This window comes from Methylobacterium sp. Leaf111, from assembly GCF_001423285.1.
GTDB lineage: Bacteria > Pseudomonadota > Alphaproteobacteria > Rhizobiales > Beijerinckiaceae > Methylobacterium.
Genome location: NZ_LMNE01000008.1, coordinates 1 through 21,488, shown reverse-complemented (window position 1 = coordinate 21,488; position 21,488 = coordinate 1). Strand labels below are relative to the sequence as shown.

Below are 21,488 nucleotides of genomic sequence, written 5' to 3'. Positions count from 1 at the left end.
TTCAGGGACGTCCGGGCGGCGTCGAAGGCGCCTCGGTGCCGTGCACCGGCCGCTCCTCGATCGGAATGCCGCCGGCCCGGGGCGGAACCGGGATCGCATCGCCGCTGCGGATCGCCTCCGCCTCGTTGCGGGGGCCGGCCCGCCCCTCGGTTCCCCCCGGGGCGGTGGCAGCCTCCATGCCGGCGGGCGCGCCGGCGCCCTGGGCCAGGACCGGTCCGGCAAGGCCGAGGGAGAGGCTGAGAAGGCTGAGCATACGGATCATGCGGTCTGGTTTCCTGGAAGCGGATGGTCAAGGCCGTTTCAACGGTGGCGGCGGGTGAGCGCCGGCTGGTGGCGGGTCTTGTGCCGGTGTCGGAAGGCGGAGCGGCCGCGCAGGCCGCCTGGGGCGGTGACCCGGGGCTGGCCCCCCGGCGCGATCAGGGTGCCCTGGGCCCGGGCGGCCGGGGCAAACATCAGGGGACCCGTCAGGAGCAGCGCCGCGGCAAGACCGCGCGCCATCAGGGTCCGAACCGAAAGCCGATGCGTCAAATCCCATCCTCCCTGCGCCCCACGTGACCGGGGGCGATCAAGTTGCACGCAAAGGACATGCCGGAGCGGACTGAAATTCCAAGGCTTTGTCACATCGTGCCGATGCCGCGGTCTCGGACCGCTCAGCTGCCGCGATAGGTCTGGTAGCTCCACGGGCTCGCCACCAGGGGCACGTGGTAATGCCCTTCCGGATCGGCGACCCCGAAGCGCAGCGTGACGATGTCGAGGAAGGGCGGTTCGGGCAGGCCCGGACAGGTGGCGCGGAAGTGATCGCCGATGCGGAAACGCAGCTCGTAGGCGGCCACCGGAACGGGGCGTCCGCCGATCAGCGGCGCATCGGTGCGCCCGTCGGCATTCGTCACCGTCCGGGCGACCAGCACGGTCTCGGTCTCCGACACCCATTCGTGGAGCTCCACCGGGATCCCCGGCGCCGGCCGGCCCGCCACGGTGTCGAGGACGTGGGTGGAGATCCGGCCCGTGACGCGCGGCGCGCCCGGCCCGCTCACCAGGGTGCCGAGGCGAAGGGCGGCGATGCGGAACACCTCTGCGAGGGCGGTCCGGCGCTCGCTCTCCGGGTCGGCGGCGAGGCGTGCCTGAAAGGTGCGCAGCAACGAGGCGCGACCGTGGCGCTTGACGCAGAGGATGAAGGGAAACCCGAAGGTCCGGCCATAGGCCGCATTCAGCGCCGCGAACCGCGCGTCTTCCGCCTCCGAGAGCCGATCGAGGCCGGCGGCCGCCTGCTCGGCGATGGAGTCGGGGGCGATCGTGCCGGCGTGGGCCCCACGCCCGGCCAACTTGGGATGGTTGGTGAGAAGGGCGTGGCGGGCCGCCTCGGGCGCGGCGTCGACCGCCTCCTGCAGAGCGGCGAGCAGGGCCTCGACCGTGGAGAACGGCCGCTGCGCGGCGGCGGCCTCGGCGACCCAGGGCGCGTGCTCGAACACCGCCCCGAGGGCGGCGACGAAATCGCCGTGCGAGGCTTGGTTCAGGGCGTCGAGGGTCGGCATCGCGGATCCATCCTGCGTAAGGTCGGAGGGCCGTGGAAGCCATAGCAGGCAGCGGGCCATCCGGCGCGGGCGCGTCGCCGCGCAAGGATCGCCAGGCGCATGAAAATGTGGTCTGGCCGGCGCTCCCGCTCGATCGATGAATGCCGGACGGGCAGCGAGGCCAGCCATGATCCGCAAGACGCACCTTCCGCCCGACGCGACGCTGATCCAAGTCGCCGGTGAGCTCGCCGAGCCCGAGGAGTACCTGCGCCGGCTCCTCGGGAACATGCGATTCTGCCAGAAACGGCACGGCGACGCCCTGGTGCGGATCGGGGTGACCGGGAAGGGCAAGGGCCGGGGTCTCAGCCCCTCTTACCGGATCGACTACCGGGTGGACGGGGTCGAGACGGTCTTCAACGGATTCGGCGGCACCTCGCACAGCGCCTTCACCGAAACCAACGTGCGCGAGACGAACTGGAGCCGGTCCCACGCGACGATCCAGGAGGTCCAGCGCCTCTACGACGACCTGCGCAAGGGCCCTCCCCGCGCACCGTGAGCCTGCCGGAGACTCCCGTCCGTCGCCTGCCGATCCGGCTTCAGGCGAAGAAGGGATCGGCATTTGGCGGCACTGTATGACTTCATACGGTCGAAAGTCCGCTGTGTGAGATGAAGGAAGGCTCGATGCTCGATTCTAGACCAAGCGATCGGCTGTTTCGGGTCGATTAAAGGTTGCATGTCAGATCTCACGGACCAGAAACCCGTGGGTGTGATGAGAATGGCCGGAGTGTCGCCGTCTCGGAGTGAGCCAGTAGCTGTCGAGGTCTTGAGCCAACCTGCGCCGGACCCGCAGCTGGACGCCGTATGCCGGACAGCGGCCGCGCTCTTCGGCGTTCGCTACGCCTTCGTCTCGCAACTGGACGGCGCCTGTCAGTGGTTCCTCGGCCGCGAGGGCCTGATCCTTCCGGGCACGCAGCGGGAGATCGCGTTCTGCGCCCACACGATTCGCGGCGAAGCCCATGCGCCCCTGATCGTGCTCGATACCCGTCGCGATCGACGTTTCGCCGCCAATCCGCTGGTCACGGGAGCCCCGTTCCTGCGCTTCTATGCCGGCGTGTCGATCGCTCTGGGTGACGGCCGCCATGCCGGCACCGTCTGCATTGCCGACACCGTTCCGCGCACCGGCTTCAGTGCGGCCCAGGTCCGGCGCCTGTCCGACCTTGCCCTCTTCGTCGAGGCGACCCTGCGCGGGCGCGCCGCCGAGTCGGAGGCCTGTCAGGCGCGCCATCGGGCCGAGGCCTCGGACACCCTCCTCCGCACCACCCTGGAACGCATGGATCAGGGCCTCCTGATGACCGATGCCGCGGACCGGATCCGGATCTTCAACCGCCGCGTGGCGACTCTGATAGGTGTGCCGGAGGAACTCCTCTACGATGGTGCGCCCTTCGCGGCCGTCCGGGCCCACCAGGCGGCGACCGGCGAGTTCGCCCACCTGCCCGACGCCTTGCGAGCCTGGCTGGAGTACGGTGCACCGGAGGCCCGCATCTACGATTACGAGCGCGTCCGCCCCGACGGGACCGTGCTTCAGGTCCGCACCCTGCCCCTGCCGCGGGGCGGGCTCGTGCGGACCTTCACCGACATGACGGCGCGCCGGGCGGCCGAGAGCGCCCTGCGCGCGAGCGAAGGCCGCTATCGGCTCCTCGCCGAGAATGCCAACGACGTCATCGTCCTCGGCGATATCGCCATGCGCTGCCTCTACGTCTCGCCCGCCGTGCGGACGGTCCTCGGTTACGAGCCGGAGGACCTCATCGGAACCACCGCGGCCGAGTTCTGCCACCCCGATGACGCAGCGGACCTTACGGAGCACTGGTCTCAGCTGAAGGCCGGTCGGGAGGGGCGGTTCGTCACCTGCCTGCGGCATCGTCACAAGGCTGGTCACTACGTCTGGATCGAGGCCTCCGTCCGCGTTCTGCCGGATGCGCAGGCCGAGGACCGGATCACCTACGTGGCGACCCTGCGCGACGTCAGCGCCCGTCGTGAGGCCGAGGAGCGGGTCCGTCACATGGCGCTGCACGACGCCCTGACCGGATTGCCGAACAGGACGCTGTTCCGCGACCGCCTGGATCAGGCGATCGCCCATGCGCGCCGGGTTCGGACCGGCTTCGCTGTGCTGGCCTGCGACCTCGATCGCTTCAAGGCCGTCAACGACAGTCTCGGCCATCCGGCCGGCGACGCGTTGCTGCGCATCGTCGCCGAGCGGATGCGCGCGGCTCTGCGACCCTACGATACCATCGCTCGCCTCGGCGGCGACGAATTTGCCATCGTGCTCACTTATCTCGATGACGCGCGGGAAGCGGCCTGCCTCGCGGAGCGGCTGATCGCGGCGGTGAGCGAACCGATCGATCTCGACGGGCAGAGCGTCGAAGTCGGCGTCAGTATCGGCCTGACCGTCGCGACGGAGCAGGACTGTGACCCGGACGAGCTGTTCAAGCGCGCCGACATCGCCCTTTACGAGGCCAAGGCGGCGGGGCGGAACACCCATCGGGAGTTCGAGCCGGATGCGGGGGCGCGCATCGCCACGCGCGGTCTCCTCGCCCTCGACATGAAGGAAGCGATCCGCCGCGATGCCTTCCATCTCGCCTACCAGCCCGTGGTCGATGCCGCGACGGGGACGGTGGTGGGCTTCGAGGCCCTGATGCGCTGGCGCCATCCCGTGCAGGGCGATCTCGCGCCCGGCGCCTTCATTCCCCTCGCCGAGGAGACGGGGCTCATCGTGCCTCTCGGCGCCTGGGCCCTGCAGGAGGCTTGCCGGGAGGCGGCGGGCTGGCCCGCGCCGATCCGCGTCGCGGTGAACGTCTCGGCGGTGCAATTGCGGCGCCCGGGCCTCGAGGCCACGGTGCTGTCGGCCCTGGCCGCGAGCGGCCTCCCGGCGAACCGCCTCAAGCTGGAGGTGACCGAGAGCGTGCTGATGCAGGATGCCGAGGCGGTCCTCGCCTGCCTGCACCGTTTGCGGGGCCGCGGCGTCCGGATCGCCCTCGACGATTTCGGCACCGGCTACTCCTCGCTGAGCTACCTGCGCCGCTTTCCTTTCGACCAGATCAAGATCGACCGTTCCTTCATCCGCGACATTGCCGATCCTGATGCCGCCGCGATCGTGCGGGCGGTGGTCGGCATCGGCGAGCGCCTCGGCATGGGCATCGTCGCCGAGGGCGTCGAGACCCCGGAGCAGCTCGACCTCGTGCGCCGGGAAGGCTGCACGCAGGTCCAGGGCTTCCTGTTCAGCCCGCCGCTGCCGCCGCGGGAGGCGTCCGCCTACATCGCGGCCCGTGCCGACCGGGCCGGAGCCTCACGGGGTCCGCGCGTGGCCGCCGGTCAAGGCTGAGCCTCCGCCGCGCGGGCGGCCGCGACGAGGCGTTCCGCGTCCTCCTTCAGGAGCAGCCGCTCCGCCACCAGGCCGTCCGCCGCGCGGGCAACCGCCGCCGTCCGGTCGCCTCGGGTCGGGTAGCGCTCGGCCAGGGAGCGGCGCGGGTCCCCCTTCGCCTCGCGCTCGGCCCGGGTCTCGGCCAGGGGCAGCCGACTGCCCTCCCGGTCGCAGAGCTCGCCCGCCGGGAAGGGCTCGGCGTAGAGGTTCCAGCCGGTCTGGGTCGCGAGCGGGGCAGCGACGTCGGGCAGGCGGATGCCGGCGATCTCGTGGCCGTCGGCATCGACTTTCGGCACTAGGGGGCGGTACTGCGAACCGCCCTCCGGACGGGGATCGACGGCGCTGGCGAAGCGCGCGATCGCGTTCGGGGCATCCGGCAGGCGCAAGCCCGGGATGTAGGGAAACCCGGTCTCCGCGGCGGGCACCAGCGTCCCGTCCGCGAGATTCGGCACGCGGCTCGGCGGCGGCGCGACCCCGCGGGCGACCCAGTCCTCCAGGGCGATCAAGAGGGCGCGCAGGGCCGGGGCGGGGCTCAGGGTGTTGCGCGGATGGAGGCACGGCCCGCGGGCCGCACTCAGGCCGGCGCGCCCGTAATGGAATCCGCTGGAGACGAGATAGGCCCGGGCGGTGTCCGGCAGGGCGACGTCGGTTTGGCCCAGGGAATCGGTGGTGAGGAGCGAGGCCCCCTTCTGCCAGTACTCGGTGCTGGTGTTGACCTCCATCAGCAGCGGGTCGAACCCGTCCCCGCGCAGCAGCGAGCCGGTCCGGCCGGTGACGGGATCGTGCTGGGGAGCGGCCGAGAACGGGAACGCGTTCTCGGGGTAGAGGTGGTCCTCGTGCTGGGTGTTGGTGCGCGAGGGCTGGCCGAAACGGGCATTGAGGTACACCCCGCCGATGCCGGAGATGTGCAGCAGCATCCCGTCGAAGACGCGCCGGCCGTCCTCGTCCTGATTGAAGCCCTGGTGGATGTAGTCCCGCAGGAAGCGCCCGCTCTGGGAGATGCCGAGGGCGACCGCGTGGCGGATCGCGCCGCCCGCCGGGTTCTCGGACGAGGCCGGTCCGCGGAGATGGGCGACGACGTCCCGGGTGGCGGCGAAGCCGATGCCGAGCACCTTCGGGTTCGCGGCCGGATAGGTCAGGGTGTAGAGTGTGCCCGGCTCCGGCTTGACGGTGGCGGGCAGGAGGCGGAGCTCGCCGGGCCCGGCGAAGGTCCAGGCACCGTCCGGGACGGGGCGCGGCGTGTCCGCCTCCCGGCGGCGCACGGTGAGGCGGGCGCCGGCCTTGTCGGGGTTCGCCGCCTTGAAGGTGAGGAAGAACGGCGCCTCGGGCGGCCCCCGGGTGGCGCTCACGAGTTCGTCCCGCACGGTCTCGACGATGGGCGCCCCGCCTTGCGTGGCCACCGGTACGTCGATCGCCATGCCGCCCAGCTGACGCAGGGCCTCCGCCTCCCAGCCCGACCAGACCACGGTGTCACCCCGGCGCAGGATCAGGGCGGTGCCCGCATCCTGGGCGGTGCGCGGATCGTTCACCGCCTGGGCCGCCTGCGGGGGCGCGTCGAGGACCCAGTTGAACAGGAACTTCCGGCCGCGGTTCAGCGCCTCGTAGAGCAGCGTGCCGCTGGCGCGGGCCGGATCCTTCGGCCGGAGCATGAACAGGTCGGTGCTGTATTCCACGAGCCCGCGCGTGTTTCGGGGCGCCCGTATGAGGTCGACAATGCCGGCGTTGCGCGGGTCGGCCGGGTCGAGCTCCCCGCGCACGACGCCGATCACCCGTTCGTAGGCGCCCGCCTCGCCGAAGCTCTGGCCGTCGGCGAAGGGCTCGACGGTCCGGATCTCGACGGCGGTGACCCGGGCCAGGGCCGGCTGGGCGAGGCCCGCGCAGAGGAGCGCGCCCACGAGAGCGGTGGTCCTGACCATGTGCCTGTTCCTCGCCCGACCAGCGTCAAGCTGCGCTGTTGGTCCGGATCTTACACCGGACCGCCCCACGGTCGAGGGCGTGCGCGCCGCCGGGTGAGGATCGGCCGGATGGCACGTGGTTTGCGGACCTCGGGACCGGCAGCCCGGCGGGGCTCGCGGGACGGGGGACCGACGCGTGGATCACGGTTCTGCTCAGACCAGCCCGGCCCGGATCGTCCCGGCCACCCGGGTTCCTCCGGTGGCGCTCGGCCTGCTCGCCCTCCAGCACGTCCTGGTGATGTATGCCGGGGCCGTGGCGGTGCCGCTCATCGTCGGGCGCGCCCTCGGGCTGCCGCCCGAGCAGGTGGCGATGCTGGTGAGCGCCGACCTGTTCGCCTGCGGCCTCGCCACCCTGATCCAGAGCTGGGGCCTGCCCGGCATCGGCATCCGCATGCCGGTGATGATGGGCGTGACCTTCGCGGCGGTGACGCCGATGATCGCCCTGGGCACCAACCCGGCCCTCGGGCTCGCGGGCATCTACGGCGCCGTCATCGTCGCGGGCCTGTTCGCGCTCCTCGCCGCGCCCCTGGTGGGGCGTCTCCTGCCCCTGTTCCCGCCGGTGGTGACCGGCACGGTGATCCTCGTCATCGGCATCTCGCTGATGCGGGTGGGCGTGAACTGGGCCGCCGGCGGCCTCGGCAACCCGCGCTACGGGGCCCTGCTCTATCTCGGCCTCGCGCTGTTCGTCCTCCTCGTCATCCTGGGCCTGACCCGGTACGCCCGCGGCTTCGTCGCCTCGGCCTCCGTGCTGATCGGCATCGTGGTCGGCATGGCGGCGGCGGGAGCCTTCGGCCTCGTCGACCTGTCGCGGGTGGCCACGGCGCCGTGGTTCGACGTGGTGCGGCCCTTCGCCTTCGGGGCGCCGACCTTCGACCTCGTCGCCAGCCTCACCCTGTGCCTCGTCATGGTGGTGGTGATGATCGAATCCACCGGCATGTTCCTGGCGCTCGCCGAGATCACCGGCGAGACCGTGGACGCGGCGCGCCTGATCCGGGGCCTGCGCGCCGATGGCCTCGGCACCGTGCTGGGCGGGGTCTTCAACACCTTCCCGTACACCGCGTTCTCGCAGAACATCGGCCTCGTCGGCGTCACCGGCGTGCGCTCGCGCTGGGTCGCGGTGATCGGCGGCGTGGTGATGCTGGTCCTCGGCCTGATCCCGAAGCTCGCCGCCCTGGTGGAGGCCGTGCCGCCCTGCATCCTCGGCGGGGCCGGGCTCGTCATGTTCGGCATGGTGGCGGCCACCGGCACCCGCATCCTCGGGGCGGTGGATTTCGCCGCCAACCGCAACAACCTGTTCGTCGTCGCGGTGTCGGTGGGCTTCGGCCTGATCCCCCTGGTGGCGCCCGCCTTCTTCAAGCAGATGCCCGACGTGCTGCATCCGCTGCTGGAATCCGGCATCCTCCTCGCCGCCCTGTCGGCCGTGAGCCTGAACCTGTTCTTCAACGGGCTCGGCAGTCGGGCGGACGCCCGGGCCGCGGCGGCCCGCCTCGCCCACGCCGCCGAGGCGTGAGACCCGCGCGTCCCATCACCGGAGGAGACCCATCATGGCCCTGACGAAGGCACGCTACGGCAAGGGTCGGGTGCGGGTGCTCCGGCTCGCCCGGGAGAGCGCCCGCCACGCGGTGCGCGAACTCACCCTGACGGTGCTGCTGGAGGGCGATTTCGGCGCGGCCTGGACGGCGGGCGACAACCGGCAGGTGATCGCCACCGACAGCATCAAGAACATCGTCAACGTCACGGCCGCCCAATACGTCGAGGCCGAGACCGAGGCCTTCGTCGGCCACGTCGCCGCCCTGTTCCTGGAACGCTACGCGCAGGTCGCCGCCGTCACCATCGAGGCCCTGGAGACCCGCTGGCTGCGCCGGACCGTCGACGGGGTGCCGCACGCCCACACCTTCACCCTCGACGGCAACGGCGCGCCCTTCGTCCGCCTCGTCGCCGACCGGACCGGCGCGGTGCTGCAATCGGGCCTGCGCGGCTACACCCTGATGAAGACCACCGAATCCGGCTGGGCCGATTTCGTCGACGACGCCTTCCGGACCCTGCCCGACACCCACGACCGCATCTGCGCCACCAGCATGGACGCGACCTGGACCTGGACCGCGCCGCCCACCGACCCGGTGGCGACCAACGCGACGGTGCTCGACACGCTGATCACGGTCTTCGCCACCACCTACAGCGCCGGCGTGCAGGACAGCATGTACCGCATGGGCGAGGCGGTGCTGGCGGCCCGGCCGGACATCGCCGAGATCCACTTCGCGATGCCCAACAAGCACTACCTCCCGATGAACCTCGCGCCCTTCGGCATCGCCCACGGGGGCCAGGTCTTCCTGCCCACCGACGAGCCGCACGGCCAGATCGAGGCCACCCTCACGCGCGGCGCCTGACGCCGCGACGCGGTCCCGGACGGATCGGATCACGGCGATTCCGCCTCCGGGCGGGCCGGCGCGCCACAACCCGCATCCCGAAAATCCGGCCGTCGGCGTGCCGATCTGCACACGGCGTCCAGAATCGTGCCAAGGCAGCTGCGTTGCCGAAAAGACGGGCGGTCTCCGCCCAAGGCATAGAAATCACTGACGATTCCGAAGCTTTCCGTTGCTTCCGTCGGGGGATAGGCGCCGGACCGCATGCCGCTTTGCTCATCCTTGATGCACGCGCATCGAGCAGTCCGTGTTGTTTTTGGTGGCATACGCGCACAGATTGCAGGAACTCGAACACACCCCCTCGCGTCTTTGCGAGACGTGTTCCGATCAAGGATCCCTGCCATGCGCCATCGTCACCTCACCGCCGCCCTCGCCATCGCCCTGGGCCTGTCCGCGTCCGGAGCCCTCGCCCAGAGCTACACCGCGCCTGCCGGCATCCCGGCGGCCGTGGCGCCCGCTGGTCTCGAAGGGCGTGCCGCCGCCCACAACCTGAACGCGTTGCGCCGGAGCCATGGCCAGCCCGTCGCGCAGCGGCACCTCACCGATGACCTCACCACCGGTTCGGTGCGCGCCCCCCGCACCGACCGCTGGTAAGTCCCGGGTCCGATCCGCCCGCCGCCTTCGGGATGCCGAGCGGCACGCGATCTCGCGGGCAAGCCTGCGCGGTCCGATCCCGACGACGGCCGGTGTTCCCAGGCGGGGGCGCCGGCCGTCGTCGTTCCGGGAGCCCCCGTTTCCGGAGGGGTCCGGGGCGGATGGCGTTCAGGCCGCCGCTTCGCGCGGGGCCACGACGCCGAGCGGCACGGTGTGATAGCGTCGATCGGCGTAGACGAGGCCGTGCCCGTCGCCGGGTTCGGCCAGGCCCACCACCTCGCAATAGAGCACGTCGTGGGTGCCGACCGCGTGACGCCCGACGATGCGGCAATCGAAGGCGGAGAGCGCCCCGGGGAGGGCCGGCGCTCCGGTCACCAGGGTGGTCCAGGTGGCCGCGGCGAAGCGCGTCTCCATCGGGGTGCGCCCGCCGAAGGCCGCCGCGATCTCGGATTGCTCCGCCGCCAGGGTGTTGACGCAGAGCACGTCGTTGGCGCTCACGGCCGCGTAGGCCGAGGACGACCGGTTGATGCAGACCAGCAGCGTCGGCGGCCCGTCGCTCACGCTGCACACCGCCGAGGCGGTGAAACCGGCCCGGCCGCCCGGCCCGTCGGTGGTGACGAGATGGACCGCGCCGGCCACGCGCGCCATGGCGCCGCGGAAGGCGTCGGCCTCGACGGGAAGGGTGTCGGCCTCGACGGATGATGGGTGCGCCGCGTCGCTCGGCCTCGTCTGGCTCACGGTGATCACTCCTGTCGGTCGAGGAACGCCACGAGCGTCCGGTTGAAGGCGTCGGCGCGGGTGACGCTGTGCGCGTGGCCGCCGCTGGGGACCCGGTCGAGCTGCGCGTTCGGCAGGCCGCGCGCAAGGTCTTCCGAACACAGATAGGGCACCAGGACGTCGTCGTCCGCCGCCATCACCAGGGTCTCGTGCGGGATGTGCGGGAGATCCGCCGTCAGGTCGAAGGCCTCGAGGGCGGCGATCCGGGCCAGGACGGTCTCGCGCCCGGGGAACTGCGCCAGGGCGTGCGCCTCGTCCTCGGCCACCCGGGCCGCGTTCCGGGACAGCCATTCCGCCGGGTAGAGGAAGATCGCCTGGGCGCGGACATAGGCCTCGGGGCTCTCGGCCAACAGCACCTTCCGGGCAGCAAAGCAGCGCTTCGTGGCGGAATCCGCCCGGGCCCAGCCGTTGACCACGGCGAGGCGACCGACGCGCTCCGGGGCGGTCCGGGCGAGTTCGAGGCCGATCAGGCCGCCGAGGGCGTGGCCGACGACGTCGCAGCGTTCGACCCCGCAGGCTTCCATCACCGCGAGGGCGTCCCGGGCCATGGCGGCGATGTCGTGGCCGGGCTCCAGGCTCCCGCCCGAGCGGCCGGTGCCGCGATGGTCGTAGGTGATGACGCGGAACCGCTGGGTCAGCGCCGCCATCTGCGGCGCGAAGTAGGCGGCCGAGCCGCCGAGGCCCGGCGAGAGCAGGACCGTGCGGTCGCCGATGCCGTGGACGGCATGGTGGAGCGATCCGGCCATGCCGCCTCAGGCCCCGCCCACATGCGCCACCGAGGCGATCTCCACCAGGGCGTCGGGCTTTACCAGGCCGCACTGGATGCAGTAGCGCGCCGGCTTCTCGCCGGGGAAATACTCGGCATAGACCCCGTTGATGGCAGCGTAGTCGGCCCAGTCCTTAAGGAAGACGTGGTTGAAGGTGACGTCGTCCATGCTGCCCCCGGCGGCGGCGACCACGCCCTTGATCGTCTCCAGCACGTGCCGGGTCTGGGCGGCGGCGTCGCCCACGTGCACGACGTTGGCCTCGGCATCGAGGGGCAGCGTGCCCGAGACGTAGAGGACGCCGTCCGCCAGGGTGCCGGGAACGTAGGGGGCCAGCGGCTTGCCGGTGCCGGGCGGGATGATCGCGGTCTTGGGCATCTTCGGGGGCTCCTCGGGGATATCTGAATCGGGGCGACTCCGCGCAGGAGGCGCCGACGTGTCTTCCTGCCCGCATGGGGAGGGGGAACGCGGTCCGGCACGGGTTCCGGCTTCGCGCCGGCGGCCCTATGCGGCGGCCTCCGTGCGATCGAGGTCCGGTGCGACGGCCGCTTCGAAGGCGGCGACGTCCGAGACCCAGCCGAAGAAGGTCTCGATGTTGGCGAGCGCCCCCGCCTGCAGGGCCGGCGGGCCGGCCTGGTGGGTGGCGTCGGCCAGCACGATGCCGAAATATTCGAGGAAGAAGCCGTCGCGCAGGGTCGATTCCACGCAGACGTTGGTGGCGATGCCGGTGAAGACCAGGGTGCGGATGCCGGCCGCGCGCAGCAGGCTGTCGAGCTGGGTGTTGTAGAAGCCGCTGTAGCGCGGCTTGCCCAGTACGATGTCGCCGGGCTCGGGCCGGAGGGCGTCGACCAGGGCGTAGTCCCAGGTTCCCTTGGCCAGCAGGCGTTCGTTCATGCCCGGCTGGGCCCGCATGGTCTTGAGGGCGTTGGACTTGTGCCAGTTCGGCGAACCCGGTCCGCCGGCCTCGACGTAGTCCGGGTCCCAGCCGTTCTGGAACCAGACGATCCGGATCCCGGCGGACCGCGCCGCCGTCACCGCGCGTGCGATCTGCGCCACCACCGGTCCGGTGCCCGAGACGTCGAAGCCGGCGAGATCGAGGTAGCCGCCCGGGCTGGTGTAGGCGTTCTGCATGTCGACGACGATGAGCGCGGTGGCGGATCCGTCGAAGGCGATGGGTTCGGGCCGGGCCGCCAGGGTGATGCCGCCCTGGCGCCCCTCTGCGTCGGTGTAGCCGGCCGGTCTTGCGCTCTGGTCCATCACGCCACCTTGACCATGGTCTCGGCGTCCCCTGCGGCGGGGGCGTCGTCCGCGATGTGGGCGCGGCTCTTCATCAGGGGCTGGATGCGGGTGCCGTAGGCGTCGAGCCCCTTGAGGAAGTCGTCGAACACCAGGAGCACGCCCTCGGTGCCCGGCACGGTGGCGACCTCGTCGAGCATCCGCGCCACCTCGGCGTAGGAGCCGACCAGCGTGCCCATGTTGATGTTCACCGCGGAGGTCGGGTCCGCCATCTGGCGCACGTTGGTGTCGGTGCCGGACTTGGTGTCGGCGGCCCCCTGGACCCCGAGCCAGGCGATGGCCTCCTGGTCGGCGCCGGCCTTGTAGTGCTCCCAGGTGGCGCGGGCGGCCTCGTCGGTCTCGTCGGCGATGACCATGAACAGCACGTAGGAGGAGACGTCGCGGCCGGTGGCGGCCATCCCCATCGTGGCCTTGGCCTCCTCCAGCCGCGCCACCGTGGGGGCGAAGGCCGTGGGCGTGTTCACGCCCTTGCCGAAGCAGAAATTGTAGTCGGCGTACCTCGCCGTGAACGCCATGCCGGCGCTGGACTGGCCGGCGCAGATGATCTTCATCGCGGCCTGCGGGCGCGGGCTCAGGCGGCAATCGTCCATCTGGAAGAATTCGCCCTTGCGGTCGCAGACCCCCGTCTCCCACAGGTCGCGCAGCACCTGTGCGTATTCCGAGAGGTACTCGTACCGGCGGGAGAAGTATTCGTCCCCGGGCCACAGGCCCATCTGCGCGTATTCCGGCCGCTGCCAGCCGGTGACGAGGTTGAGGCCGAAGCGCCCGTTCGAGATCGAGTCGATGGTCGCGGCCATGCGGGCCGTGATGGCGGGGGGCATGCACAGGGTGGCGGCCGTGGCGAACAGCTTGATCCGGCTGGTGACGGCCGCCAGGCCCGCCATCAGGGTGAAGGATTCGAGGTTGTGGTCCCAGAACTCGGTCTTGCCGCCGAAGCCCCGCAGCTTGATCATCGACAGCGCGAAGTCGAGGCCGTAGCCCTCGGCCTTGAGCACGATCTGCTTGTTCAGCTCGAAGCTCGGCTTGTACTGCGGCGCGTTCTCCGACAGGAGCCAGCCGTTGTTTCCGATCGGTATGAAGACGCCGACGTTCATGGCAACCTCGCTCGCACGGGCAGGACCCGGCTGAAGGACAAGACTTCGCAACAGGCACGGACTGGACAAAGCAAGACGAGGGCCTGTCGGGACCGGACGGGAGACTGGAATCACCCCCGGCACCGACGATCCAACTCTATTCAGACCAAATGGTCAAACTCCATTCGGCGTTTTTCCGGCGGTTGCATAAAGTCTCTTCGGTTTGCCCAGCGGTTGAGCGCTTCTTGCCCAGATCGGCGGCGGATTCCGCCCCCTACGGTCTCGGATTCAGGCCGAGGCCGGCCAGGATCAGCTCCTGCGTGCTGCCGACGACCGCTTCGAAGAAGGCCGGATCGTCGAGGCTTCGCCCGGTGACGGCATCCACCTGCACGGCGAAGTCGGCATAGTGCTGGGTGATCGCCCAGATCGAGAAGATCAGGTGATGGGGGTCGTGCGGGCCGATCCGTCCCTGCGCGCTCCAGCTCCGGATGACGGTGGCCTTGGCCTCGACGAGGTCGCGCAAGGGGCCTTCCAGCTCCGGCCGCAGCAGCGGCGCCCCCTGCACGATCTCCAGGCAGAACAGGCGCGAGGCCTGGGGCGCGTCGCGCGACAGGGTCAGCTTGGCGCGGATGTAGTGCCGGAAGGCCTCGGCCGGCTCGCTGTCGGCGTCGAAGGCCTGGAGCGGATCGAGCCAGACCGCGAGCACCCGGCGCAGGACCGCAACGTAGAGCGCCTCCTTGGAGGGGAAGTAGTAGAGCAGGTTGGTCTTCGAGAGGCCGGCCCGCTCGGCGATGCCCTCGACGCTGGCGCCGTGCAGCCCGACGCTCGAAAACAGGGCGAGCCCCGCATCGAGGATCATCACGCGGCGCGCCTCGCCGTCCTTGCGGCGCCGGCGCGCGGGCGGGGGGGCGACGGCGGCGTCCGGGCTGGTCTCTGTCATGGCCCGCATCGAAGCCCGCGGCGGCGGCGCCTGGCAAGGGGGGCGAGCCGGCATGTCCCGCGCTATTGCGGCGCGCCGCCCTCAGGCGGGCGGGTGCGTCCGCATCCAGTGCTCGGCGATGTCGATGCGCCGGGCGATCCAGACCCGGTCGTGGGCGGCGATGTGGTCGAGGAAGCGGACCAGGGCGCCGATCCGCCCGGGCCGGCCGACGAGCCGGCAATGCAGGCCCACCGACATCATCTTGGGTGCCTCCGCCCCCTCGGCGTAGAGCGCGTCGAAGGTGTCGCGCAGGTAGGTGAAGAGGTGGTCGCCCGTGTTGAAGCCCTGGATCGCCGCGCATTTCATGTCGTTGGCGTCCAGCGTGTAGGGCACCACCAGGCCCCGGCCGCTGGGCTCGTCGATCCAGTACGGCAGGTCGTCGGCGTAGGAATCGGCCAGATAGGTCATCCCGGCCTCGATCCCGAGGTCGAGGGTGTGGGGCGAGGAGCGCCCGGTGTACCAGCCGCGCGGGCGGGCGCCCGTGATCTCGGTGTGGATGCGGATCGCCTCCTCCATGTGCGCCTTCTCCTCGGCGCGGGTGAAGTCGCGGTAGTCGATCCACTTGAGGCCGTGGCAGGCGATCTCCCAGTCGGCCTCCCGCATCGCCGCGGCGACGTCCGGGTGGCGGGCGAGCGCGGTGGCGACCGCGAAGGCGGTGACGGGAATTTTTCGCGATTGGAACAGCCGCCAGAGGCGCCAGAACCCGGCCCGCGAGCCGTACTCGAACAGGGATTCCAGGCTCATGTGGCGCTGGCCCGGCCAGGGCTGCGCCCCGACGATCTCCGACAGGAAGGCCTCGGAGGCCGCATCCCCGTGCAGGATGCAGTTCTCGCCCCCCTCCTCGTAGTTCAGCACGATCTGCACCGCGATGCGCGCGCCGTCGGGCCAATGCGGGTGCGGCGGGGTGCGGCCGTAGCCGACGAGGTCGCGGGGATAGGTCAACGGCCGGCCCTCGGGACGGAGAGAAGGATCGCCCCCGCTGTTCGGCCGGGGACCCGCATCCTGTCAACCGGAGGGCGGGCCGCGGCCCGCTTGCGCTCGCTGCCCAGGGATGCATCCATGCGCGCCGCGTTCCCGGCGCGCGGCTCCGCCGCGCACGGTCCTTGCCTTCCCGGGCCCGAGACGTCCGCGCCCAACCTCCGAGGTCCCCGTGCTCCTGACCCCACGCGAAAAGGACAAGCTCCTCCTCGCCATGGCCGCGCAGGTGGCCCGCAACCGGCTCGGCCGCGGCGTGAAGCTGAACTACCCGGAGGCGGTGGCGCTGATCAGCGACTTCGTGGTCGAGGGCGCCCGGGACGGGCGCTCGGTCTCGGAGCTGATGCAGGCCGGCGGGCACGTGCTCACCGCCGAGCAGTGCATGGACGGCATCCCCGAGATGATCCACGACATCCAGGTCGAGGCGACCTTCCCGGACGGGACCAAGCTCGTCACCGTGCACCACCCGATCCGGGGCGCGGCCTCGGCGGAGGTGCCCGGCACCGTGACCACGCAGCCCGGCGAGATCGTCTTCAACGCCGATCTGCCCCGCACGGTCGTGACGGTGTCCAACGTCGGCGACCGGCCGATCCAGGTCGGCTCGCATTACCACTTCTACGAGGTCAATCCCGGCCTGACCTTCGACCGCGCGGCGGCGCGCGGCCAGCGCCTCGACATCGCCCCCGGCACGGCGGTGCGCTTCGAGCCCGGCGTGACCCGGGAGGTGGTGCTGGTGCCGCTCGGTGGAGGCCGCACCGTGTACGGCTTCCGCGGCGACGTGATGGGAGCACTCTGACGCCATGGCCAACATGCCCCCCCGCGCCGCCCTGCCCCGGGCCGCCTATGCCGACATGTTCGGCCCCACCACCGGCGACCGCATCCGCCTCGCCGACACGTCGCTGGTGATCGAGGTGGAGCGGGACCACACCACCTACGGCGAGGAGGTGAAGTTCGGCGGCGGCAAGGTCATCCGCGACGGCATGGGGCAATCCCAGGTCACCAACCAGGACGGCGCCGTCGACACCGTCATCACCAACGCGGTGGTCCTCGACCATTGGGGCGTGGTGAAGTGCGACGTCGGCCTCGTGAAGGGCCGGATTGCCAGGCTCGGCAAGGCCGGCAACCCGGACATCCAGCCCGGCGTGGACATCGTGGTCGGCCCCGGCACCGAAGTGATCGCCGGAGAAGGCAAGATCCTCACGGCCGGCGGGTTCGACAGTCACATCCACTACATCTGCCCGCAGCAGATCGACGAGGCCCTGTGCTCGGGCATCACCACGATGCTCGGCGGCGGCACCGGGCCGGCGCACGGCACCTTCGCCACCACCTGCACCCCCGGCCCCTGGCACCTCGCCCGGATGATCGAGGCGGCGGATGCCTTCCCGATGAACCTCGCCTTCGCGGGCAAGGGCAACGCCGCCCGGCCCGAGAGCCTGGTGGAGATGATCCGCGCCGGCGCCTGCGCCCTCAAGCTCCACGAGGACTGGGGCACCACCCCCGCGGCCATCGACACCTGCCTCACGGTCGCCGACCTCCACGACGTGCAGGTGATGATCCACTCCGACACCCTCAACGAATCCGGCTTCGTCGAGGACACGATCCGGGCCTTCGCGGGGCGGACCATCCACGCCTTCCACACCGAGGGGGCGGGCGGCGGCCACGCACCGGACATCATCAAGGTGGCGGGGCTCGCCAACGTGCTGCCCTCCTCCACCAATCCGACGCGCCCCTATACGAAAAACACCATCGACGAGCATCTCGACATGCTGATGGTGTGCCATCACCTCGACCCGGCGATCCCCGAGGATCTGGCCTTCGCGGAGAGCCGCATCCGCCGCGAGACCATCGCGGCCGAGGACATCCTGCACGACATCGGCGCCCTCTCGATGATGTCGTCGGACAGCCAGGCCATGGGCCGGGTCGGCGAGGTCGTCATCCGCACCTGGCAGACGGCCGACAAGATGAAGCGCCAGCGCGGCGCCCTGCCCGGGGACACCTCCGGCAACGACAACCTGCGCGCCCGCCGCTACGTGGCGAAGTACACCATCAACCCCGCCATCGCGCACGGCGTCTCGGCCCATATCGGCTCGGTGGAGCCGGGCAAGCTCGCCGACCTCGTCCTGTGGAATCCGGCTTTCTTCGGGGTGAAGCCCGATCTCGTCATCAAGGGCGGCGCCATCGCCACCGCCCCGATGGGCGACCCCAACGCCTCGATCCCGACGCCGCAGCCGGTACATTACAGACCGATGTTCGGGGCTTACGGCCGGGTGCCCTTCGCCACCGCCCTGACCTTCGTGTCGAAGGCGGCGATCGAGGACGGGCTCGGCGACCGCCTCGGCGTGCAGAAGCGCCTCGTCGCCGTCGAGAACGTGCGCGGCGGCATCTCGAAGAAGAGCATGATCCTCAACGACGCCACCCCCGACATCGAGGTCGACCCCGAGACCTACGACGTCCGCGCCGACGGCGAATTGCTGGTCTGCGAGCCCGCCGACGTCCTGCCGATGGCGCAGCGGTACTTCCTGTTTTGAGGCGATGCGTTCCGTTTTGCGGTAGGATGCGGCCGACGCCCGCGGAGCTTTCCATGTCCAAGGCTGCCCTCAGCCCATCCCAGGGGCACGAACTCTACGAGACTGACCTCTATCTGTGGACGCAGGATCAGGCCGCCCTGCTGCGGGCGGGGCGACGGCAGGACATCGACTGGCACCACATCGCCGAGGAGATCGAGAGCTTGGGCGGATCGCAGAAATCCGAGATCCGGAATCGGCTCGCCGTGCTGTTGCAGCACCTGCTGAAGTGGGAGCTTCAACCGGAACAGCGGAAATACGGCTGGCGTGCCTCGATCGTCGAACAGCGCCTTCAGATCGAGGGGCTCCTCGAGGTCAGCCCGAGTCTCCGGGCTTGGCCGGAGACGGTCCTGACCAAGGCCTATCAGCTCGGGCGCGTCCGCGCGGCGAGCGAGACCGGGCTGGCGGAACAGACCTTTCCGTCGCCGTGCCCCTACACCCTGGCGCAGATCCTGGACGATGACTTCTATCCCGGCCCCATCGAGCCCCGCTTCACCTGATGAAACCCGCCGCTCCCGTGATCCCCCGCACCGCATCGTCCCACGCCCCATGATCCGCGCCACGAAAGTCCTGCGTCGCGACGCGCTCGCCGGCGAGATCGTCGACCGCATCGTCCTCGACCACGGCGACCGGCACCGCCGGCGCGTGGCGATGCGCAGCGCGGGCGGGCTGCGCTTCCTGCTCGACCTGCCGGAGCCCACCGTGCTCGACGACGGCGACGCCCTGGTGCTGCAGGACGGCCGGCTGGTCTGGGTCGAGGCCGCGCCGGAGCCGCTGCTGGAGATCCGGGCCCCCGACGACCACGCCCTCAAGCGCCTGATCTGGCACATCGGCAACCGGCACATCCCCGCCGAGATCGGCGCCGACGCCGTCTATATCGGTTTCGACCACGTGCTCGCCGAGATGGTGCGGGGCTTAGGCGGCAGCGCCGAGCCGGTGGAACGCCCGTTCCGGCCGGAGGGCGGCGCCTATGCGGGCGCGGGCGCAGTCCACCCCCATCACGGCCACTCCCATCACCACGACGGCCATCACCACGACCATCCGCACGACCATGATTGAGGCCCTGCGCCTGATGGCGTGGCTGTCGCCGGGCTACCCGGTGGGGGCCTATGCCTACTCGCACGGGCTCGAGGGCGCGGTGGAGAGCGGTGAGGTCGGCGACGAGGCCTCGCTGACGGCCTGGCTCGCCGACGTGCTCGAACACGGCTCGGGCCGCAACGACCTGATCCTGGCGGCGCACGCCCATGCGGCGGCGCGCGCGGACGACGCCGCCGGGCTCAGCGAGGTCAACGACCTCGCCCTGGCCCTCGCCCCATCGCGAGAGCTGCACCTCGAGACGAGCCAGCAGGGCCGCAGTTTCCTCGACGCCACCGTGGCGGCCTGGGGCACGCCCGGCCTCGACCGGCTCGCCGCGGGCCTGACCGGTGCGGTCGCCTACCCGGTGGCCGTCGGGCTCGCGGCCGGGGCCCACCGCATGGCGTTGGTCCCGGTGCTCGCCGGCTTCGGCCTCGCCTTCCTGCAGAACCTCGTCTCGGCGGCCCTGCGCTGCGCGCCCATCGGCCAGAGCGCGGGCACCCGGATCATCGCCGCCTTGACGCCGCGGGTGACGGCGCTCGCCGCCACGATTCCGGCCCTCTCGCTCGACGATCTCGGCAGCGCCACCCTGAACCTCGACCTCGGCTCGTTCCGGCACGAGACCCAGTATTCCCGGATCTTCCGCTCCTGAGGCCCCCTCTTGAGGATCGTGTCATGAACTCCGCCAACGGCTCCGCTCTCAACGGCCCGCTCCGCGTCGGCATCGGTGGCCCCGTCGGCTCCGGCAAGACCGCCCTGATGGAGCAGCTCTGCAAGCGTTTTCGCGATACCTACGAGATCTGCGCGATCACCAACGACATCTATACGAAGGAGGATGCCCGCCTCCTCACCGTGGCCGGCGCCCTGCCGGAGGAGCGGATCATGGGCGTCGAGACGGGGGGGTGCCCGCACACGGCGATCCGCGAGGACGCCTCGATCAACCTCGCGGCGGTGGCGGAGATGCGCCGGCGCTTCCCGAAGCTCGACCTCATCCTGATCGAGTCCGGCGGCGACAACCTTGCGGCCACCTTCTCGCCGGAGCTCGCCGACCTGACCCTCTACGTCATCGACGTGGCGGGCGGCGAGAAGATCCCCCGCAAGGGCGGCCCCGGCATCACCCGCTCGGACCTCCTCATCGTCAACAAGACCGACCTCGCGCCCCTGGTGGGCGCCGATCTCGGCATCATGGAATCCGACACCAAGCGCATGCGCGGCGCCCGGCCCTACGTGTTCTCGTCGCTCCGCGACGGCCACGGGGCGGACGCCATCGCGCGCTTCGTGGTGGAGGCGGGCGGCCTGAGCTAGCTGCTGAGCCGGACACCGAGAAGGGCCCGGATCGCTCCGGGCCCTTTTTCATCCGATCGTTCGCGTCGCCGCTCAGGCGGCGCGCACGGTGGCCAGGAAGCGCTGGACCTCGGCGCTGAGGTGCTCGGACTGGCGCGAGAGCTCGGAGGAGGCGCCCAGCACCTGGGCGGCGGCCGCGCCGGTCTCCTCGGCCGCGCCCGCCACGCCCGCGATGTTGGCCGTCACCGCCCCCGTCCCCATCGCCGCCTGCGCCACGTTGCGCACGATCTCCTGGGTGGCCGCCCCCTGCTCCTCCACCGCCGCCGAGATCGAGGTGGCGACACCGCTGATCTCGCGGATGCGCGCCGCGATCCCGTCGATGGCTGCCCGGCGATCGAGGTGATCATCGTGACCACGTCGCCGATGCGCGCCACGGCCGTGTTCAGGGTCTGCACGAAGGTGGCGGTCTGAGCGGCCTCCGCCACGGCGGTCTGGGCCATGGCGGCCGAGCTGCCGACCTGGCGGCCGATCTCCTGCACCGAGGAGCCGAGTTCCTCGGCCGCGGCCGCCACGGTGTTGACGTTGGCGGCGGCCTCGTCGGCGGCCGCGGCCACGCTGCTGGACTGGTTGGCGGTCTGGGTGGCGGTGCCGGCCATGCTCTGGGCGGTGGCCTGCAGCTCGGTGGCCGAACTCGTCACCATGYCGATGATGCCGCCCACCGCCCCTTCGAAGCTGTCGGCCATCGCCCGCATCGCCGCCTGGCGCTGCGCCTCCGCCCCCGCCCGCGCCAGGACCGTCTCC

Annotated in this window: 21 protein-coding genes and 2 pseudogenes; 11 read left to right on the top strand and 12 right to left on the bottom strand. The window is 71.1% G+C overall.

The features are described 5' to 3' along the window. Position 1: 1 nt before the first annotated feature. From ASF41_RS07895 to uraD, 3 genes are all read right to left on the bottom strand, one after another. Positions 2-262, bottom strand: coding sequence for a hypothetical protein (locus ASF41_RS07895; RefSeq protein ID WP_056492172.1), 261 nt, complete (start codon positions 260-262; stop codon positions 2-4). A gap of 38 nt (positions 263-300) precedes the next feature. After that, positions 301-498 (bottom strand): hypothetical protein, encoded by a 198-nt coding sequence (locus ASF41_RS07890; protein ID WP_056492168.1) that lies wholly within the window; start codon positions 496-498, stop codon positions 301-303. A gap of 152 nt (positions 499-650) precedes the next feature. Next, complete coding sequence (gene uraD, locus ASF41_RS07885; protein ID WP_056492165.1) at positions 651-1,532, bottom strand: 2-oxo-4-hydroxy-4-carboxy-5-ureidoimidazoline decarboxylase; 882 nt, start codon at positions 1,530-1,532, stop codon at positions 651-653. Between the two features lie 166 nt (positions 1,533-1,698). On the opposite strand from uraD, the gene ASF41_RS07880 reads away from it, so the two are divergent. Beyond that, positions 1,699-2,067: a hypothetical protein gene (locus ASF41_RS07880; RefSeq protein WP_056492162.1), complete on the top strand. Its 369-nt coding sequence runs from the start codon at positions 1,699-1,701 to the stop codon at positions 2,065-2,067. A gap of 267 nt (positions 2,068-2,334) precedes the next feature. Continuing rightward, entirely contained in the window at positions 2,335-4,890 is a 2,556-nt protein-coding gene (locus tag ASF41_RS07875; RefSeq protein WP_056492159.1) for an EAL domain-containing protein, read from the top strand. On the opposite strand, the gene ASF41_RS07870 is transcribed toward ASF41_RS07875, so the two are convergent. Beyond that, the gene (locus ASF41_RS07870) at positions 4,881-6,845 is read right to left on the bottom strand and encodes an alpha/beta hydrolase domain-containing protein (RefSeq protein ID WP_056492156.1); all 1,965 of its coding nucleotides are present in this window, start codon (positions 6,843-6,845) and stop codon (positions 4,881-4,883) included. The genes ASF41_RS07875 and ASF41_RS07870 overlap by 10 nt on opposite strands. A 175-nt stretch (positions 6,846-7,020) precedes the next feature. On the opposite strand from ASF41_RS07870, the gene ASF41_RS07865 reads away from it, so the two are divergent. From ASF41_RS07865 to ASF41_RS07855, 3 genes are all read left to right on the top strand, one after another. Further along, positions 7,021-8,394, top strand: a complete 1,374-nt coding sequence (locus ASF41_RS07865) for a nucleobase:cation symporter-2 family protein (RefSeq protein ID WP_082504166.1) — start codon at positions 7,021-7,023, stop codon at positions 8,392-8,394. A 34-nt stretch (positions 8,395-8,428) separates the two neighbouring features. Further along, entirely contained in the window at positions 8,429-9,271 is an 843-nt protein-coding gene (pucL, locus tag ASF41_RS07860; RefSeq protein WP_056270220.1) for a factor-independent urate hydroxylase, read from the top strand. Between the two features lie 378 nt (positions 9,272-9,649). Continuing rightward, on the top strand, positions 9,650-9,901 hold the full coding sequence (locus tag ASF41_RS07855; protein WP_056492154.1) for a hypothetical protein: 252 nt from the start codon (positions 9,650-9,652) through the stop codon (positions 9,899-9,901). 168 nt (positions 9,902-10,069) lie between these two features. Here the strand turns inward: ASF41_RS07855 and ASF41_RS07850 are convergent, their stop codons facing one another. From ASF41_RS07850 to puuE, 7 genes and pseudogenes are all read right to left on the bottom strand, one after another. Continuing rightward, positions 10,070-10,549, bottom strand: a complete 480-nt coding sequence (locus tag ASF41_RS07850) for a flavin reductase (RefSeq protein WP_056379327.1) — start codon at positions 10,547-10,549, stop codon at positions 10,070-10,072. Positions 10,550-10,644: 95 nt separating this feature from the next. After that, complete coding sequence (rutD, locus tag ASF41_RS07845; RefSeq protein WP_056492151.1) at positions 10,645-11,424, bottom strand: pyrimidine utilization protein D; 780 nt, start codon at positions 11,422-11,424, stop codon at positions 10,645-10,647. A gap of 6 nt (positions 11,425-11,430) precedes the next feature. Beyond that, positions 11,431-11,820: a pyrimidine utilization protein C gene (gene rutC / locus ASF41_RS07840; protein ID WP_056216684.1), complete on the bottom strand. Its 390-nt coding sequence runs from the start codon at positions 11,818-11,820 to the stop codon at positions 11,431-11,433. Positions 11,821-11,946: 126 nt separating this feature from the next. Further along, complete coding sequence (gene rutB, locus ASF41_RS07835) at positions 11,947-12,699, bottom strand: pyrimidine utilization protein B (protein WP_056216682.1); 753 nt, start codon at positions 12,697-12,699, stop codon at positions 11,947-11,949. Next, positions 12,699-13,832: a pyrimidine utilization protein A gene (gene rutA / locus ASF41_RS07830; protein ID WP_056492148.1), complete on the bottom strand. Its 1,134-nt coding sequence runs from the start codon at positions 13,830-13,832 to the stop codon at positions 12,699-12,701. Before rutA ends, rutB begins: the two co-directional genes overlap by 1 nt. Positions 13,833-14,085: 253 nt before the next feature. Further along, positions 14,086-14,751, bottom strand: a complete 666-nt coding sequence (gene rutR / locus ASF41_RS07825) for an HTH-type transcriptional regulator RutR (protein ID WP_056216678.1) — start codon at positions 14,749-14,751, stop codon at positions 14,086-14,088. A 90-nt stretch (positions 14,752-14,841) separates the two neighbouring features. After that, positions 14,842-15,732 (bottom strand): annotated as a pseudogene (gene puuE, locus ASF41_RS07820) (allantoinase PuuE); the annotation flags it as partial. Positions 15,733-15,940: 208 nt separating this feature from the next. Between puuE and ASF41_RS07815 the strand changes: the two are divergent. From ASF41_RS07815 to ureG, 6 genes are read left to right on the top strand one after another with little or no spacing between them, the layout of a single operon-like run. Then, positions 15,941-16,561 carry an urease subunit gamma gene (locus ASF41_RS07815; RefSeq protein ID WP_056216674.1) on the top strand — a complete coding sequence of 207 codons (621 nt, stop codon included), beginning with the start codon at positions 15,941-15,943 and terminating at the stop codon, positions 16,559-16,561. A gap of 4 nt (positions 16,562-16,565) precedes the next feature. Then, entirely contained in the window at positions 16,566-18,293 is a 1,728-nt protein-coding gene (gene ureC / locus ASF41_RS07810) for an urease subunit alpha (RefSeq protein WP_056216672.1), read from the top strand. Positions 18,294-18,346: 53 nt separating this feature from the next. After that, positions 18,347-18,829, top strand: coding sequence for a DUF29 domain-containing protein (locus ASF41_RS07805; protein WP_056492145.1), 483 nt, complete (start codon positions 18,347-18,349; stop codon positions 18,827-18,829). A gap of 49 nt (positions 18,830-18,878) precedes the next feature. Continuing rightward, entirely contained in the window at positions 18,879-19,388 is a 510-nt protein-coding gene (locus ASF41_RS07800; RefSeq protein WP_056216668.1) for an urease accessory protein UreE, read from the top strand. Next, complete coding sequence (locus ASF41_RS07795; protein WP_056216666.1) at positions 19,381-20,055, top strand: urease accessory protein UreF; 675 nt, start codon at positions 19,381-19,383, stop codon at positions 20,053-20,055. The genes ASF41_RS07800 and ASF41_RS07795 overlap by 8 nt, the downstream gene beginning before the upstream one ends. A gap of 23 nt (positions 20,056-20,078) precedes the next feature. Beyond that, positions 20,079-20,708 carry an urease accessory protein UreG gene (gene ureG / locus ASF41_RS07790; protein WP_056216663.1) on the top strand — a complete coding sequence of 210 codons (630 nt, stop codon included), beginning with the start codon at positions 20,079-20,081 and terminating at the stop codon, positions 20,706-20,708. Between the two features lie 72 nt (positions 20,709-20,780). On the opposite strand, the pseudogene ASF41_RS23595 reads toward ureG, so the two are convergent. Next, positions 20,781-21,488, bottom strand: a pseudogene (locus tag ASF41_RS23595) (methyl-accepting chemotaxis protein); the annotation flags it as partial.

Excerpts from the sequence above, each read along its gene's own strand:
- ASF41_RS07895 (WP_056492172.1), bottom strand. The coding sequence starts at position 262 with ATGATCCGTATGCTCAGCCTTCTCAGCCTCTCCCTCGGCCTTGCCGGA.
- ASF41_RS07890 (WP_056492168.1), bottom strand. The coding sequence starts at position 498 with ATGGCGCGCGGTCTTGCCGCGGCGCTGCTCCTGACGGGTCCCCTGATG.
- uraD (WP_056492165.1), bottom strand. The coding sequence starts at position 1,532 with ATGCCGACCCTCGACGCCCTGAACCAAGCCTCGCACGGCGATTTCGTC.
- ASF41_RS07880 (WP_056492162.1), top strand. The coding sequence starts at position 1,699 with ATGATCCGCAAGACGCACCTTCCGCCCGACGCGACGCTGATCCAAGTC.
- ASF41_RS07870 (WP_056492156.1), bottom strand. The coding sequence starts at position 6,845 with ATGGTCAGGACCACCGCTCTCGTGGGCGCGCTCCTCTGCGCGGGCCTC.
- pucL (WP_056270220.1), top strand. The coding sequence starts at position 8,429 with ATGGCCCTGACGAAGGCACGCTACGGCAAGGGTCGGGTGCGGGTGCTC.
- ASF41_RS07855 (WP_056492154.1), top strand. The coding sequence starts at position 9,650 with ATGCGCCATCGTCACCTCACCGCCGCCCTCGCCATCGCCCTGGGCCTG.
- ASF41_RS07850 (WP_056379327.1), bottom strand. The coding sequence starts at position 10,549 with ATGGCGCGCGTGGCCGGCGCGGTCCATCTCGTCACCACCGACGGGCCG.
- rutD (WP_056492151.1), bottom strand. The coding sequence starts at position 11,424 with ATGGCCGGATCGCTCCACCATGCCGTCCACGGCATCGGCGACCGCACG.
- rutC (WP_056216684.1), bottom strand. The coding sequence starts at position 11,820 with ATGCCCAAGACCGCGATCATCCCGCCCGGCACCGGCAAGCCGCTGGCC.
- rutB (WP_056216682.1), bottom strand. The coding sequence starts at position 12,699 with ATGGACCAGAGCGCAAGACCGGCCGGCTACACCGACGCAGAGGGGCGC.
- rutA (WP_056492148.1), bottom strand. The coding sequence starts at position 13,832 with ATGAACGTCGGCGTCTTCATACCGATCGGAAACAACGGCTGGCTCCTG.
- rutR (WP_056216678.1), bottom strand. The coding sequence starts at position 14,751 with ATGACAGAGACCAGCCCGGACGCCGCCGTCGCCCCCCCGCCCGCGCGC.
- ureC (WP_056216672.1), top strand. The coding sequence starts at position 16,566 with ATGGCCAACATGCCCCCCCGCGCCGCCCTGCCCCGGGCCGCCTATGCC.
- ASF41_RS07805 (WP_056492145.1), top strand. The coding sequence starts at position 18,347 with ATGTCCAAGGCTGCCCTCAGCCCATCCCAGGGGCACGAACTCTACGAG.
- ASF41_RS07800 (WP_056216668.1), top strand. The coding sequence starts at position 18,879 with ATGATCCGCGCCACGAAAGTCCTGCGTCGCGACGCGCTCGCCGGCGAG.
- ASF41_RS07795 (WP_056216666.1), top strand. The coding sequence starts at position 19,381 with ATGATTGAGGCCCTGCGCCTGATGGCGTGGCTGTCGCCGGGCTACCCG.
- ureG (WP_056216663.1), top strand. The coding sequence starts at position 20,079 with ATGAACTCCGCCAACGGCTCCGCTCTCAACGGCCCGCTCCGCGTCGGC.